The organism is Actinomadura parmotrematis (genome assembly GCF_019458805.1).
GTDB lineage: Bacteria > Actinomycetota > Actinomycetes > Streptosporangiales > Streptosporangiaceae > Spirillospora > Spirillospora parmotrematis.
In genome coordinates this window covers 362,348-378,522 of record NZ_JAIBOA010000004.1, presented here as the reverse complement: position 1 = coordinate 378,522, position 16,175 = coordinate 362,348, and the positions used below count along the sequence as shown (strand labels likewise).

Sequence of the window (16,175 nt, the reverse complement as noted above, 5' to 3'; positions counted from 1 at the left end):
GTCGATCGCCAGGCCCAGAAGCCATGTAGAAAAACCGCCTTACGGTCATTCGGCCATGCCCACCATGAACGGAAGTGCCCTCAAAAATTCTGCATAATGCGGATCTTCGGATCGGACCGCCTCTTCTTCGAGAAGAGCGGAAAATTCCCTTCTGTCCTCAATGGAAAGCTGGAGTAGTTCCTGTGCGATGTGCTCCATGCCCCGAACCGCAACATCGGGATCCAGTTCATCCGAAGGCGAATTCTCCAGCAATAGCAGGGCTCCCACTATCGCGCGCACCAGCGGCCGTGCGTCCATCAAGGCGCCATCCTTAGTTCAATCGTGGTGATACCGGCACTCGCCATGAATCTACCTGCCGCTGCGATCGCCGCAGGTGTGGGCAATTCCCATACCGGTCGCAAACCGTGATAAGCCGCCGTCGCCGCCTGCCTGCGGGCTTGATCGACCGCTTTCGCGGTGAACATGGGGTTGCTCTTGCGATCAATGATCTCATCGCCTTGGAGGCCATCAAACTTGGCCGTCACCGGATCACCGTCGATGCCGGGCATCTCAAGCTGAGGAGCCAGGGATCTCCCGCTGCCCAGATCTGATCGAGCACCGGCCACTCCGGACTGATAATTGTAGTCCTTGGGCTTCATTCCATACCGAGGTGCGGGGAGGCGCAGGTCACCGCCCTCCGGCACCCAGTCCACCGCGTCGGCAGCGCATGTGCAATTGGGCTCGTCGCAGTTGTGGACGAGGAGGGGGGTGGGGCCGGCGAGGACGTAGTAGGTGTGGAGGCCGTTGATGGTCAGGTCGTAGGTGACCTGTGAGGTGTTGTAGCGGTGGACCGTCCGAACGGTCGCGGTGCCGCCGTCGGGCTGCTGGAGCTCGTCGCCCGGGTGCAGATCGGCTGCGTTGGTGAAGGCCGCCTGGGTGATGTCGTAGAAGGGGTGGTTCGTGGTGGTCGTCAGGCGGCTGGGCGGGCCGCGGCCCCGGTGCGCCGTGCTGACCGTGAGGTCCACGAAGTCGCGATCGGTCTTCGTGATGATGACGCGCTGCACCGTGTGCGTCTCCGTGCGGCCGCCTGGCATGGACGCCGCGACCCTGTCACCGGCCTTGACCTTGCTGATCGGCTTGGCCTTGCCGTTCGCCATCAGCACCGGCGTCGCCCCTGCGAAACTGTGAGTTCTGCAGCCGCGGAACAGACGACCGCCGATCGCGCCCCCCACTGCGCCGCCGACGGCGCCGGCCGCGGCGCCGGAGGCGGCGGCGCCCGCGGCGCCGCTCCAGGAGCAGCCCCCGGAGCGCTTGCCGCAGGTCAGGCCGTAGCTCATGCCGCCCTCCGCGGCACCTGACAGGCCGCCGATAGCGGCGCCTTCGAGGGCATCGGTGGCGAGTTTGGGCAGGATCCTGCCCAGCGCGGACTCAGCGAGCTTGCCGCCGAGGCTGCCGCCCAGGGCGCCTCCCACGGCGCCGCCGAGGCCGCCGATCAGCATCGACTCGCCGAAGGACTTCGCCGAGCACGCGCCCTTCTGGCCGTCCATGCACTTGGCACCCTGATCGACGGCGGCGCCGACCATGCCGGCGAGCATGCCGCAGCCGACGGCTCCGGCGACCGCGCCGACGCCCATCGTCAGGACGCCGAGGGCGGCCTCGCAGCCCATGAAGGTCGCGGTGGAGAGGGCGAAGGACGCGATGGCCGCGCCGTGGTGCTGGATGAACGTGGCGCTGGTGTGCACCGCCTTCGCTGTGGCGTGATAGGCGTACTTGCCCAGTTCGTAGAGCTTGTTATATCGATCGATGGCGGCCGCCTTCGCCCGTGCGGCCGCACGTTTCGCCGCGGCTCTGGCCTGCGCCGCCTTCCGCCTCGCCTGGACGTACATGTCGTGGATCTCTTGGTCGATGAGCCGAATCTGCCGCTCCATCGAGGCGATGGCCGCGCTGATGCCCCGGCTGAGCGCCGACAGCACCCGGCCGGTGTGCTTGATCAGCCAGGACGTGCCCTGCGTGAGCGCCTGCCAGGTCGAGCCGGCGGCGTGGACGATCGGCTGGACGACGTACTTGTTGACCATGCTGGCGCCCTTGCAGATCAGCCCGAAGCCGCTCCAGCAGTGGCCGGTCGGGTCGGTGCCGAGCAGCGGGTTGTCGCCGACGTAGGCGTGTGGGTTCGCCTGGGCGGAGTCGGGGACGGGGTCCAGGGAGACGGTGTCCTTGTTCTGGAACTGCCCCGTCTTCGGGTTGTACCAGCGGGCCGCCATGTTGACCTGGCCCGTGGTGTCGTCGGTCCAGCCCGACTGGTAGCCGAGGTCGCCGCTGACGGAACCGGTGAGTCCGGTGACGTTGCCGAACGGGTCGTAGGTCTTGGCTCCGACGAGGGCGCCGCCGGTCGCGGTGAAGTCGCCGACGACATCGCTGTGCTGGTCGAGGTAGGCGAGGACGCCGCCGGTGCCGCCGTTCGGGGCGCCGATGCCGACCAGGGAGTCCGACGGCGTCCAGGTGTAGGTGGCGGACCCGTCGGAGGCGAGGGTGGTGCCGGCGCCGGAATAGGAGAAGGCGCGGCCCGTCCCGCCGGTACTGGTGGTGGCCTTGAGGACGCGGCCGAGGGCGTCGTGGTCGTAGGTCTGGGATCCGGCGGCGGCCGACTGCTCGATCTGCTGACCGTAGGCGTCGCTGGTCGCCGTCAGCGTCCCCGACGCCGCGCTCTGGCCCGACAGCGTTCCACGGGCGGTGTAGGAGTAGGTGACGGTGCCGTCGGAGGTGAGCTGGTCGCGGGCGTCGTAGGTGTAGACGTCCGCGCCGACACGGGTGCGGTTGCCCGAGTCGTCGTACTCGTACCCGGTGGTGGCGGTGCCGTTGTTCCAGCTCGTCAGCCGGTTCGCCCAGTCGTAGCTGTAGGTGTTCTGGACGGCGCCGCCGAAGCCGGTCGTCGACTTGGCGGTCTCGTTGCCGTTCTCGTCGTACCCGTAGGCGATCGAGGCGATGGTGGCGCCGGCCGCTGATTTGAGGGTGTCGCCGGTCAGCCGGTGTTGATGGTCGTAGGTGTACGCGCGGGTGTTGCCGCCGGTGCCGTAGGTGACGCCGGTCAGCTGCGAGAGATCGTCGTAACCGTAGGTGAGGGTGGTGCCCGTCGCCGGATCGGTGAGGGTGGAGAGCCGGTCGGCGCCGTCGTAGGTGTAGCCGGTGGTCCCGGCGGCGTCCGTGCGGGAGGTGACCAGGCCGTCGTTGTTGTAGGCGAAGGTGCTGGAGCCCGCGGCGCCGGACGCGGTGAGCAGCAGGCCGCGGTCGTTGTAGGTGAAGGTCTCGTCCGTGGCGGCCGCGCTGCCCGCCTCGGCGGTTCCGGCGGTCAGCATCCGGCCGTCGTGGTCGTAGGTGAAGGAGCGGTCGGCGGTGGGCGCGTCGGCGCCGCCGCCGCTTTGGCCTGTTATGCGGCCGAGGTCGTCGTAGGCGGTCGAGACGGTGACGCCGCCGGGCAGGGTGGTTCGGACGGAGCGGCCACCGGCGTCGTAGGCGGTCGTCGTCGTCCGGTCGGCGGCACCGCTGTAGAGGGCGGTGGCCGGTTCGAGGACCGACTCCGGCAGGTTCCAAGAGGTGTAGCCGTAGATCCAGTTGTTGCCGCGGCCGTCGGTGTAGCGGGTGCGGTTGCCTGCGGCGTCGTACCCGAACGTCGTGGTGATGGAGTGGTCGGCGTCGACGGGCTGGACCTCGGCGGTGATGTCGCCGAGGGCGTCCAGGGTGAGGGTCGTGGTGTGCCCGCGGGCGTCGGTGCTGGACCGGAGCCTGCCCATGGTGTCGTACGTCGCCGATGTGCTGGACAGCACGGAGCCGTCGGTGTCGAGCCGTTCGGTCTTGGTGGCCAGGCCGTACTGGTTCAGGGTGGCGCGCGTGGCGGTGCCGTCGTCGGCGATCGTCTTTGTCCGGCGGCCGAGCGGGTCGTAGCGGTACTGGGTGACGCCGCCCGCCGGGTCGGTGACCTGCGTGGATTCGCCTGCCTTGTCGTAGGCGTAGGACGTGGTGGCGCCGTCGGGTGTCGTCGTGCTGGACGGCCACGTGCCGCCCGGGTCGTCGGCCGACGCGGTGTAGGCGTAGCGGCTGATGGCGGCGGTCGGCGTCGGGTAGCGGTCGAGGACGGTGGAGGTGAGGACGCGGCCCAGGTGGTCGTAGGTCTTCTGGGTCTTCGCCCCGGTCGGGGTGGTGACCGACAGCGGCTCGCCGTTCGCGTCGTAGACGGTCCGGGTAACGCCCCCGGCGGGGTCGGTCACCGCGCTGACGTCGCCGAACTGGTCGTACTCGTAGTGGGTCGTCTTGCCGAGCGGATCGGTGACGTCGCTGACGTTGCCGTCGTCGTCATAGGTGCGGTGGGTGGTGGCGGTGACGGGTGCGCCGCCCCCCGCCGGGGTGTAGCCGGGCAGGGTCGTGCCGGACTCGTGGCCGCCGGCGTCGTAGGCGACGGTGGTGGTATCGCCGTTCGGATCCTCGGTCTCGGTGGTCTCGCCGAAGGTGTCGTAGCCGCTCATGGAGACCGGATGCGTGGACACCGGAGTACCGCCGCCGGTCTCGGCGTTGACGGTCGGAGCGGTCGTGATCGCGAGCCGGCCGGCCTCGTCGTAGGTGTAGCGGGTGATGCGGGACTGCGGGTCGGTCATCTGCGTCGGCATGCCGCGCTGGTCGAGCAGCCAGCTCGTCGTCGCGGTCTGGTACGAGTGGACGGTGCCGCCGGTGCGGCCCTTGCCGTACAGGCCGGCGACCTCGGCGCCGGTGAGGAGCCGGTCGTAGACCTGCACGTTGGCGACCGACCCGGTCAGCAGGTCGGCGGCGGCGCTCTTGTACTGGCCACGCCCGACCACGAGCGGACCCGTCGCGTTGTAGGGGGTGGGGTCGGTCGCGGTGCCCTGCGCGGTGCCGTTGACGTACAGGGTCATCGTGCCGTCGGCGGCGTTGAACGCCCCGACGAGCTGGGTCCAGGTCCCGGCGGCCGGCGTATCGGTCGTCGAGAGGGCGCGCACCCCGGCCGGGTCGGCGTCGGTGTCAGCGGTGACGCGGCTGAACGCCCACTTGTTGTCGGGTCCGTCGTATTGCAGGTAGAAGCCGCTGTCGTGGGCGCCGTCCTGGCTGAGGACCGTCTGGAAGGCGGTGGCCGATGTGGCGGCCAGCTTCACCCACGCCGAAACCGTGAAGTTCTGTGAGGTGTCCAGCACCGGGCCGTTGGTGGCGATGTCCTGGCCGGCCGTGCCGGGAAGGACCGCGGCCTGGTCGGCCCAGGTGACGCCGCCGCCGACGGTGGCGCTGTTCCCGGTGCCCGACACGTCGGCGACCGTGCCGCCCGACGTCTGGTCGAGCTTCCACCAGGCGACCGGATGGCCGGGGGTGTCGCCCTCCAGCGTCCGGCTCGTCATCCGGCCCATCGGATCGTAGGTGTAGGCGGTCGAGTACGCGTAGCCGGTCGGGTCGCTCTGGGTGCTGCGCGCCACCTGGTCGTCGGGCGTGTAGGTGACGGTGGTGGTGCGCGCCAGGCCGCCGGGGTCGAGGGTGGTGCCGGTGACGCGGTCGGCGGCGTCGAGCGCGGCGGTGGTGACGGTGGCTCCGTTGTTGGTGACCTGCTTGACGGGGTTGCCCGCCGCGTCGTATTCGGTGGACCGCTCGACGAACGGTGAACCGCCGGTGGAGTCGGTACGGGTGATCGTCACCGGCAGGTCGTTGTCGGTGTAGGTGTAGGTGGTGGTGTTGCCCATCGCGTCGGTGAGCGAGGCGAGCCGTCCGGCCGGGTCGTAGGCGCGAGAGGATTCCACCAGGTCTTTCGGGGATTGCGGGGCTCCGGGGTCCCCGGTGTAGCCCTTCAGGGTCTGGGTCGTCGGCTGGCCGTTCGGGTCGTAGCCGTAGGCGGTGGTGATGCCGCTCGGGCTCTTGTCGGTCGCCTTGTTGCCGTAGGCGTCATAGGTGGTCTCGGTGATCTTGCCGAGCGCGTCGGTGGCGGTGGTGGCCTGGCCGTACTGGTTGTAGCCGGTGGAGATGGTGCGCGGGGCGTCCCCGCCGGTGAGGTCGGCGATGGTCTGGGACGTCGGCTGACCGTCGGCGTCGTACACCGAGGTGGTCCGGGCCGTGTGGACGGCACCGGTGATCCGGTTGGTGATCGGCGGTCCGGTCGTGGTGAGGTCCTGGCCCATGCCGTCATAGGTGTGGGAGGTGACCAGCCCCAACGGGTGGGCGTCCGCTATCTCGGTACTGGTCAGCGGCCGGCCGAGGCCGTCGTAGGTGTACTTGGTGATCTTGCCCGCGGCGTCGGTGACCGACGCGACGTCGCCGTTGCGGAAGTAGACGATCGAGGTCGTCGCACCGCCCGGCGACACGGTCCTGACGGGCAGTCCGGCCGGCGCGTAGCCGGTGTCGGCCGCCGCGACCGAGGTCCCGTCGGTGTAGGTGATCCTCGTGGTGCGGCCGTGCGGGAAGCCCGGCACCGGCGGCGTCGTCACGCCGGTGGTGTTCCCCGCCGCGTCGTAGGTATAGGCGGTCTTGTAGGTGTCGTCGGACGCGCCGCTCGACCGGCCGTCGCGGACCGCGGCGGTCAGGTCGTTCAGCGGGCTCGGCGTCAGCTGTGCGGTGGTGTCGTCCGGCAGATAGCTCGTGTAGGTCGTCGAGCACTTGTCGGCGGCCTGGTCCTGGCACGTGGTCCGCGAGACGGCGTTGCCACGCACGTCGTGGCCGGTGATCTGCACGTTGCCGTTGGGATCGGTGATGGTGTGCAGGAACCCGCCGGAGTCGTAGCCGTAGGTGGTGCGGTTCCCCAGGCCGTCGTACTCGGCGACGGGACGGTAGCCGTTGCCCGGATCGTACTGGTGAACCAGCTTCTTGCCGCCCGGATCGGTGACGTTGACGGTGACCGTCGGCGCCAGCCCGTAGGAGTTCCTCCCGGCGGTGAAGTGGCGGACGACGTCCTCGCCGGACAGTTGCGAGCGGTAGAAGGCGACCTCGGAGATCGACCCGGTGAAGTAGCCGGCGGTGTTGGTGGGATGCGCCGTCCAGTTGCCGCCCGAGGCGCCCGCCCCGACGTAGACGTAGTTGGCCGTGCTGGCGGTGAGGGTCGCGGACAGCGTGCCCTGCGCCACCCCGTCGAGGTACATGGTCTGGTTGGCGGCCGCGGCGGTCAGCGCGACATGGTGCCAGACCCCGTCGTTGACCTTGGCCGCGGAGAGCAGCGGGCTCTTCGTACCGTTGGCGTCCCAGAACTTGCCGTGCAGCTTGCCGTCGGTGCCGATGTACAGGGCGGGCACGTAGTTGCCCGTGGGCGGCCCGAGAGGATCGGACTGCTGCCCGTACAGGACGCCGCCCGCGACGTTGCCCGCCGGGACCTTGAACCACATCTCGACCGAGCCCGGCGAGGTCTTCACCTGGTCGGCCGCCGGCATCTGCACGTAGGACGACGTGCCGTTGAACGTCGCGGCGGTGGCGTCGGCGAACGGTCCCGTGGTGCCGAGGGTGACGCCGGAGTAGGCGGCCGGGCTGGAATTCACCTCGTTGAGGGCGGCCGTCGCGCCCGCGGCCTCGCCGAGCCGGTGGTAGCCGGTCGGCTGCGAGCCGAGCACCGCGGCCCGGTACACCTGCGAGGACCCCGCCACGGTGGGAGCGGCGAGGTCCCACGAGCCGCCGTTCTGGTCGGTGACGTGCTTGACGGTCGTGGTCACCGGATCGTAGGTCACGGTGGCGTGGATCTTGCCCGACGGCCGCACCACCGACGACAGCAGGCTCGTGGCCCGCTTGCCGGTCTGGTAGAGGTCGGCGACGTCGGCCGTGACGAGCGGCCGGTCGTACAGCGCGACGTCCGCCATGGCGCCCTTGAAGTAGGTGCCGTAGGTCGTGGTGGACGTCGTGCTGGAGTGCGGCTGGTCGGGCCAGGTTTGTCCGAGGTAGCCGGTGCCGAGGTAATGGTGGATGAAGGAGTTCGGGGAGTAGCCGAAGTCGAAGGACGACGAGCCCGCGGCCGTCCCGACCTTCGCGTTGTCCAGCCACATGGTCTGTCCCGTCGGCCCTCCGGACAGCACCACGTGATGCCAGTTCCCATCGGCGACCGACGCGGTGGTGCTGATCGGGCCGGGGGTCTCCCCGTCCCACCAGAAGGTGCCCTTGAGCTTGCCGTCGGTGCCGATGTACAGGGCGGGCGTGTAGTTCCCGCCGGCGGTGTTGGTCGCGGCGATCTCTTTGTCGGAGTAGGAGAGCAGGACGCCGGGCCCCTGGGACGACTTGAACCACAGCGACACCGATTCGCCTGTCGACACACCCATGTGCAGGTCGGGGAGGGCGATCTGGGACGTCGTGCCGTTGAACGCGGCCGCGGTCGCGGCCCCGCCGGCCAGCGGGCCCGCCTGGCCGAGCGTGACGTTGTTGTAGACGCCGTTGTCGACTCCTTCATTGGCCAGGACGGCGCTCTTGGCGGCCGTTCCCGTACTCTCGGCGAGCGGCCAGAACGACACCGCGCCCTTGTCGAGGGCCTGCTCATAGTGGGGCGAGGCGCCCTCATAGCCGTACCGGGTGCAGTTGGGGGCGGTGTCGACGGGTGAGCAGACCTGGGTGAGCTGATCACCGTTGTAGGTGTAGGCCCAGGTCAGCGCCGTCGAGGAGTCATCGATGGTCGAGGGATCGGTCGTCACGGTCGCCACGTGCGCGGCGGTGGCGCCGGCCGGGGTGTTCCACGTCACGTGCAGGCTGCGGCTCGCCGCCGCGGACGTCATGGTGGTGACCTGCCCGGACGTGCGGGTGAAGGTCACCGCCCGGCCGGATGCGTCGGCGACCGACGTGAGTCCGTAGGAGCCCGTGCCGAGGGATTGCGTGAAGGTGTAGACGGTGTCGTTCTTGTCGGTCAGACGATAGCCGCCGGTGATCGACGTGAAGGTGACGAACCGTCCCTGCGGTGGGGTGAACGTGCCATCGGAGTTCTTGCCGAACCCGACCGTGGACCCGTCGGGGTAGGTGACCGCGACGCTGCGAACCGTTCCCGCGGGCGTGTACCACTCAGTGGCCTTGGCGTCGAAGACGCTCGACCAGCCCGTGCCGAAAGCGCCGGTGGCGCGCGGGTCGCGGGAGTTGTAGTCGCGGACGACCGAGAGGCTCGGGCCTACCACGCTGACGTCGGCATCGGTCGCGGACGAGGTGTAGTTGCCGGTCGCGGGATCGAAATCGCGCTCGGAGTTCTGAGCGAGCCCCGAAGTGACTTCCGGTTGCGGAACATCGATCGGCAGGGCGTTCATCACGGGTGCCGGCGAGTAGTTCGTCCCGTCGTAGGCGACCGCGGCCCAGTAGTAGGTGCGCCCCCATTTCAGCTTTCCCGCGGGGACCTGCCAGGTCGCCGTACTCGACGGCGCCTTCGGGGTCACAAGGCCCGAGTCGGCGACGGTGTTGCCGTCGGAGTCGGTGACGCGGAAGTCGTACTTCAGCGTGGTGGTGAGGTTGGGATCCTTGCCGCCCCACGCCTCCAGCTGCGGTGTGAGCGTGTCGGCGTGCTGGCCGTTGCCCGGGAGCTGACCGTATACCTGCGGGAGCATCGCGCCGGTGTAGGTGAGGAACAGGTACGGTCCGCCCGTCGGGGTGTAGGCGGTGTTGAACTGCTTCCAGTGCAAGGCGTCGGTATTGGCGGCGAACAGGGCGAGGCCATAGTCGTTCTGGCCCGCGGCCCAGTTGTTGAAGGTGGTCGTGGAGAGGGAGACCGTCAGCCAGTCGCCCTTCGTCCGGTCTCCGCCGGTATTGGCGCAGGCGTTCGGGACGCTCGGGGTGAGGGTGCCGATCGCCGCGCCGTAGTGGGGGCCGGGATAAGCGGTGACGGTCGACGGGGACCAGTCCTGATCGATCGCCGAGACGTCGAACCGCTCGGCGGTGCAGGTCGGCGCCCAGGTGTCGAAGAGTTTCAGCTGCGCGGCGGACACGGTCGCCTTCGAGCCGTCGATCCCGGCGCGCGGGAACTTCAGGAATGCGTGCGCGCTGTGGGGCCCCGAGTCGTAGGAGCCGATTTTGATCGTCTGCTCCATCGAGTGGTCGCCGGGGTCGATGCCGGATTCGGCGTAGGTGGTGGTCCAGGTGAAGACGTTGTCGTAAGAGGGATCGACGGTCACCGGGAACACCCGTTCCGGCGCGTGCAGCCAGGCGTCGTCCAGGGTGACGGTGAGGGCGGGCGCACCGTCCTTCTGGATCAGCCCGTAGGCGACGGCATGGGTGCTCGCCCCTTCCCCGGAACGTTCGTCGATCTTCGAGTCGAATGCATAGGCCGCCGGGATACGGCCCTTCGCCGTGCCGGCCGCGTCCACGAGCTCGATGGACCCGTCGGCCGCGCGCCGGGCCTTCACCCCCTTCAACCTCAGCGGGAAGACCCAGGTGTTGGAGGCGTTCGCGTCCCGGAGGACGATCGACTCCTTCATGCCCGTCGAGGTTGGCCAGACCGACAGGTCGGTGGATGGCAGCACGCCCGGATAGGTGACCACCGAGCCGGAGACGCTCGGCGTGACCGGAGCCGCCCCCTGGAGCGCGTACGACAGTTCCCGGCCGTCTCCGCCGATCCTTGCCAGGACCGGATCCGACGCCTGCTGCGCGAAGTCGACGGTCACCTCGTTGGCCTTCTCGTGCCAGCGTCGATCGGTCCCCTGCCGGACGGTGGTGTCGATCGGGCGCCAGTCGCCGTGCCCGTCCTTGTAGTTAATCGGGCTCTGCGCCAGCTTGCGGGTGGTGGAACCGTCCGCGTTGCGGAAGTAGTCGCTCGTCGCCGACGACTTCGCGGCGTCTCGGCGGCTGGTCGAGGGCAGATAGCCGACGCGCGCCTTGCTGCTCTGGCCCTTCGGGACCTTCCGGGAGCCGGGCGCGTACGCGCCCAGCTCGCCCTTGCCACGTCCCGGTTTCCGGCCCGTGCCGACGCGCGCTTCCGTCGCCGAGGCCGGCGCTGCGTGGGTCTTGCCCCCCGCCGTACCGGACCTCTGCACGGGCAGCGGCCCCCAATGCGGCGAGGGCTTTCCGGCGATCCAGCCGAGCACTCCGGTGACCCCGGCGAACGACACCTCGGGCAGCCCCTCGGACGCCATCGCGGGCTGCTCGGTCATCGCCAGGGCCAGCACCACCGTCATGACGGCGGCGGTGCGGCGCGCCGCCGCGCTGTAGCGGAGGTTGCGCAGGACGCCCGCTCGCCACCGTCCGGCGGGGCGACGCGGACGGCCCCGGCCATGCCGGCACCAGAGCGACAGCCTGTAGAGGAGCCCCGCGACGTAGCCGCTGAGCGCGGCGGCGAGGCCGGCGCCGAGCAGGACGATCAGGATACCCAGGATCTGTGCGCTCGGCATCGACCACCGGCCTCTCCGGCGCCTCCCTCCGACGAGCGGGCGGCGGCTCCAACGATGATCTCCTCCGCGAAGATCAGGCGGCGTCAACGTAAGCGATCACCCGGCGGCCGGACAAGATCCTGACAAGAATCGAAAACGGAGGATGCCGCCGGAATTTCGGCACGAAAGACCTTGGAGAGGCCATTTTCCCGGCATAAGATCCCCTCCGAATACTCTCCCGGACTCGGAACGATCCGAAGGAACACGAGGTGAAGACGCATGCCCGCGCCTCGCACAATCCCCGGTATCAAGAGATCGTCCGCCGCCGAAGCCGGTGCCGTCGCGAAGGCGCGTCGCGCAATGTTCATCTCTCTGACAGCTCTTCGCAACAGCTGGAGGCGGCTCTCACCCCCTTGGCAGACCGGCTCCCTCGTGACGGCGGCCATCGCCGTCCTCGTGGCGGCCGGCCTCGTCATCGACACCTCTTCCGGCGGGACGCCGCCGCGCGCACGTCAGTACTCGTCGTTCAAGGCATGCCTGCTCACCGACGCGCAGGGCATCGCCGGACGGGACGCCGCGCCTGTATGGACGGGGATGCAGAAGGCGTCGCTGAAGACGCACGCCATGGTCCAGTACACGGCCGTCGCCGGGCCTCCGACCGTCGCGAACGCCCGGACCTATCTGTCCGGCCTGGTGCAACGCCGTTGCGGTGTCGTCCTCGCCGTCGGGAAGATCCCGGTGGAGACGGTCATGACGGTGGGGCGGGACTTTCCCGCGGCTCTCTTCTTCGCCGTCGGGGCGGGGAGCGGCGCCGGGAACGTCCGTGCGGTCGGCGGCACGAGCGGTGACGTCGAGCGGGCCGTGGCCGGTGCCGTCGGGTCAGGCCGTCGGGGGTGACTTGCGGCGGCGGCCTCGCATGACGCGGGAGAGTTTCCAGCCGACGAGGAGGTAGGCGACGACGACGCCGATCGTGTTGAGGATGACGTCGTCGATGTCGAAGGCGCGGCCCGGGACGGCGAGGCCCTGGATCGACTCGATGAACAGCGACACGAAGAAGCCGATGACGCCGAGGCGGATCGGGCCGCGCAGCCGCACCGACGCCCACGGGAGCAGGACGCCGAGCGGTGCGAGCAGCAGCAGGTTGCCGCCGATCTGCAGGATCGCCTGCTTCGGCGGCTGCTCGGTGTAGAAGCGCAGCGTGTGCCCGGGGTGGGTGTTGCCGACGGCCCACCCGTTGTCGTGCACCGGCGTCAGCGTGAGCTGGTAAGCCATGTAGCCGAAGGCGGCGAGCGCCGCCAGCGCGACGAGCACGCCGATGGCGCGCAGCAGCTTCACGTACCAGCGGGTCCTCGCCCGCTGGACGGGCGCCTCCTGCGCCTGCACCGTCCCGACCACTGCCACTCCTTCGCGCCGCACCCGATCAGCGAGCGGTCTCCCCGCTCAGGGGCGGTTCATGCGGCCGGATCGGGACGGATCGCGGAGGTTTCCCGGGTCCCGGACCAGGCGTGCCAGAGGGCGGCGTAGACGCCGCCAGCGGCGCGGAGCCCGTCGTGGGTGCCCGACTCGACGATCCGGCCGCCGTCCATGACGATGACGCGGTCGGCCGCGGCGGCCTGGGTGAGGCGGTGCGCGACGACGAGGGCGGTGCGGCCGTCCAGCGCCCCGGCGGCGGCGCGCTCCAGGGCGCGGGCGCCGGCGCTGCCGGCCTCGGCGGTCGCCTCGTCCAGGATGGCCACCGCCGGGTCGGCGAGGACGAGGCGGGCGAGGGCGAGCTGCTGGGCCTGCGCGCCGGTGAGGCGGTGGCCGCCGTCGCCGACGACGGTGGCGAGGCCGTCCGGGAGCGCCTCGGCCCACTCCAGGGCGCCGACGCGGGCGAGGGCGGCGCGCAGGTCGGCGTCGGCGGCGCCCTCGCGGGCCAGCCGCAGGTCGGCGGCGAGGCCGCCGGCGAACACGTGCACCTCCTGGCTGACGAGGCCGACGTCGCCGCCGAGCGCGACGCGGCCCGCGGCGGGCGGCTGCACCCCGGCGATGATCTTGGCGAGGGTGGTCTTGCCGGCGCCGCTCGCGCCGACGAGCGCGACCCGCTCGCCCGCGCCGACCCGCAGGTCCACGCCGTGCAGGACGGGCCGCCCCGGCTCGTAGGCGTGCTCCAGCGCGGTGACGCGCACGGTGCGGTCGGCGCTCTCGGGAGCCGGGCGGGGCGCGGGCGCGGGCAGGCCCGCGACGCCGGCGAGGCGGGCGAGGCCGGCGCCCGCCGACTGGGCGTCGTCCAGCAGCCCGATGACGGTGTTCATCGGCTCGAACAGGTTGTGGAAGTACAGGGCGGCGGCGGTCGCGGTGCCGATCGACGCGGCGCCGTGCCCGACCAGCAGGTAGCCGGTGGCGAGGACGGCGGCGAGCCCGGTGAACTCGGCGACGTGCAGGCGGCTGTAGAACCGCAGGGCGAGGCGGATGCCGCGCATCGTGTAGTCGCGCACGGCGTCCGCGCGGTCGGTGACGAGGCCGGTGTGCCGCTCCCCCAGGCCGAACGCGCGGACGGTCGCGCCGCCGCCGATGCTGTCGAGGAGCTGCTGCTGCATCGTCCCCTCGACGACGCGCTGCTCGGCGTACAGCGGGATGGCGCGCCGCACGTACCAGCGGGCCGTGTAGACCTGGACGGGCACGGCGGCGAGGGCGGCGAGCAGGAACCGCCAGTCGAGCAGGGCGAGCGCGCCGAGGGTGAGGGCGACGGCGAGCACCGACCGCACCAGCGCGGGCAGCGCCTCGCGGACCGCCTCGGCGATCACCGCGACGTCGCCGGTGACGCGGGCGGTGAGGTCGCCGGTCCCGGCCCGCTCGACGTCGGCGAGCGGCAGGTGCAGGGCGCGGTCCACGAACCGCTCGCGCAGCCGGGCGAGCAGCGTCTCGCCGAGCCGCGACATGAGGGCGAGGCCCGCCGCGGTGGCGGCGCCCTGGGCGAGTGCGACGGCGGCGAGGCCGGCGGCGATGGGGGTGAGGTCGCCGGCCGGGCGGTGGTCGGCGACGAGGTCGACGATGCGGCCGACCAGCGGCGCGGTGAGCAGCCCGATGGCGGTCGCGGCGGTCAGGGTGAGGACGGCGGCGGCGGCGAGGCGGCGGTGCGGGCGGGCCAGCTCGCCGAGCAGGGCGCGGACGCCGCGCGCGTCGGCGACGGGCAGCAGCTCGCGGGCGGCGGGCGCGGCGGGTTCGGCGGCGGTCACGAGAGCACCGCCGTCCGGTAGCCGTCGTGCCCGCGGGCGAGGTCGGCGTGCGAGGAGTCGGCGGCGACGCGGCCGTCCTCGACCAGCACCACCCGGTCGGTGATCGCCAGCAGGGCGGGGCTGGTGGCGACGAGGACCGTGGTGCGGCCGGCGCGCAGGGCGCGGACGCCGGCGGCGACGCGCGCCTCGGTGACGGCGTCGACGGCGGTCGTCGGGTCGTGCAGGACGAGGACGGGCGCGTCGGCGGCGAGCGCGCGGGCGAGCGCGACGCGCTGGCGCTGGCCGCCCGACAGGGCGCCGCCGCCGTCGCCGGTCGCGCCGTCCAGGCCGTCCGCGCCCGCGGCGCGCAGCGCGGGGCCGGTGTCGGCGCCGCGGGCGGCGGCCGCCACGTCGGCGGCGACCGTCCCGGCGAACAGGTCGGCCTCGTGCGCGGCGACCAGGACGGCGGCGCGCACGGCCGCCGGGTGCAGGCCGCGCAGCGGCGTCCCGTCCAGCTCGACGTCGCCCTCGGCGGGGTCGGCGGTGCGGCCGAGCAGGTCCAGCAGGGCGGCGGCGTCGGCGCCGCCCGCGACGACGCCGACGATCTGCCCGGCGGGCACGTCCAGGTCCAGGCCGCGCAGCGGGCCGTACGTCACGCCGCGCAGCCGGACGGCGCCGCCCACCGGCTGCGGGAGGGGCGCGTCGCCGCCCTGGACGGCGGCGGGCGCGGCGAGGACCGCGCCGACCCGCGCGGCCGACGCGCGGCCCTGCGCGAGCTGGGCGTTCACCCAGGCGAGCACGGAGAAGGGGCCGAGGAGCAGCAGCGCGAGGCCGACGGCGGCGACGAGCTGGCCGAGCGTGAGCTCGCCGGCGGCGGCGAGCCGGCCGCCGACGAGCGCGACGACCGCGATGAACACGCCGGTGAGGGCGAGGACGGCGCCCTCCTGCCCGGCCTCGGCGCGGGTGGCGCGCAGCGTCGCGGCGAGGGCGCCGCCGCTGGTGGCGCGGTAGCGGCGGGCGGCGGCCCCCTCGGCGCCGATGCCCTTCAGCACCCGCAGGCCGCGGGCGAGGTCGGCGGCGACGGCCGAGGCGTGCGCGGACCGCTCGCGCTCGGCGGCGCTCCGCCGCTCCAGCGGGCGGCTCAGCAGGTGCCCGGCCCAGAGCAGCGGCGGCGTCCCGAGCAGGACGACGAGGCCGAGCGGCACCGACATGCGGAGCAGCAGCACGGTCCCGAGGCCGATGGCGACGAGCGCCGCGGCCCCCGCCATGATCGCCACGTTGACGTAGCCGACGCGGCGGGCGTCCTCGGTGGCGATCCCGGCGAGCGCGCCGGGCAGCCGGCCGTCCTCGGCGCCGCCGCGCGGGTCGAGGACGCGGGTGACGAGCGCGGTGCGCAGGTCCCGCGCCGCCCGCGCGGCGGCGCGCTCGCCGCGGTACGCGCCCCACCGGTAGCCCCAGGACAGGGCGAGGTAGACGGCGGCGAGGGCGCCGAGCCAGAGCAGCAGCGCCCGCCCGTCGCCGGCGCCGACGGCCCGGTCGATCGTGACGCCGATCAGCACCGGGACCAGCGTCTCCCCGACCTGGTGCGCCGAGGCCAGCGCGGAGGCCACCGTCAGGTCCCGCCACTGCCCGCGGACCGCGCCGCGCAGGACCTCGCGTCCGGCAGCCTCCATCCGTCCCCCCACCCGCAGAGTTCATTAGGCGAGGCTAA

At 71.8% G+C, this 16,175-nt stretch carries 6 protein-coding genes; 1 reads left to right on the top strand and 5 read right to left on the bottom strand.

Annotation, left to right across the window (positions count from 1 at the left end; translation table 11 throughout):
* Nucleotides 1-45: 45 nt before the first annotated feature.
* Nucleotides 46-297, bottom strand: coding sequence for a hypothetical protein (locus K1Y72_RS09125; RefSeq protein WP_220165083.1), 252 nt, complete (start codon nucleotides 295-297; stop codon nucleotides 46-48).
* On the bottom strand, nucleotides 297-11,288 hold the full coding sequence (locus tag K1Y72_RS09120) for a LamG-like jellyroll fold domain-containing protein (protein ID WP_220165081.1): 10,992 nt from the start codon (nucleotides 11,286-11,288) through the stop codon (nucleotides 297-299). Before K1Y72_RS09120 ends, K1Y72_RS09125 begins: the two co-directional genes overlap by 1 nt.
* 339 nt (nucleotides 11,289-11,627) lie before the next feature.
* On the opposite strand from K1Y72_RS09120, the gene K1Y72_RS09115 reads away from it, so the two are divergent.
* Nucleotides 11,628-12,164: a hypothetical protein gene (locus K1Y72_RS09115; protein WP_220165079.1), complete on the top strand. Its 537-nt coding sequence runs from the start codon at nucleotides 11,628-11,630 to the stop codon at nucleotides 12,162-12,164.
* On the opposite strand, the gene K1Y72_RS09110 is transcribed toward K1Y72_RS09115, so the two are convergent.
* From K1Y72_RS09110 to K1Y72_RS09100, 3 genes are read right to left on the bottom strand one after another with little or no spacing between them, the layout of a single operon-like run.
* Nucleotides 12,147-12,662, bottom strand: a complete 516-nt coding sequence (locus tag K1Y72_RS09110) for a VanZ family protein (protein WP_220165077.1) — start codon at nucleotides 12,660-12,662, stop codon at nucleotides 12,147-12,149. The two genes, K1Y72_RS09115 and K1Y72_RS09110, sit on opposite strands and share 18 nt — an antisense overlap.
* 56 nt (nucleotides 12,663-12,718) lie before the next feature.
* Nucleotides 12,719-14,485, bottom strand: a complete 1,767-nt coding sequence (locus K1Y72_RS09105; RefSeq protein ID WP_220165075.1) for an ABC transporter ATP-binding protein — start codon at nucleotides 14,483-14,485, stop codon at nucleotides 12,719-12,721.
* The gene (locus tag K1Y72_RS09100; RefSeq protein WP_220165073.1) at nucleotides 14,482-16,137 is read right to left on the bottom strand and encodes an ABC transporter transmembrane domain-containing protein; all 1,656 of its coding nucleotides are present in this window, start codon (nucleotides 16,135-16,137) and stop codon (nucleotides 14,482-14,484) included. Before K1Y72_RS09100 ends, K1Y72_RS09105 begins: the two co-directional genes overlap by 4 nt.
* Nucleotides 16,138-16,175: the final 38 nt, after the last annotated feature.

Bases quoted from the DNA above. Each gene is read 5' to 3' on its own strand.
- K1Y72_RS09125 (WP_220165083.1), bottom strand. From the start codon at position 297: ATGGACGCACGGCCGCTGGTGCGCGCGATAGTGGGAGCCCTGCTATTG.
- K1Y72_RS09120 (WP_220165081.1), bottom strand. From the start codon at position 11,288: ATGCCGAGCGCACAGATCCTGGGTATCCTGATCGTCCTGCTCGGCGCC.
- K1Y72_RS09115 (WP_220165079.1), top strand. From the start codon at position 11,628: ATGTTCATCTCTCTGACAGCTCTTCGCAACAGCTGGAGGCGGCTCTCA.
- K1Y72_RS09100 (WP_220165073.1), bottom strand. From the start codon at position 16,137: ATGGAGGCTGCCGGACGCGAGGTCCTGCGCGGCGCGGTCCGCGGGCAG.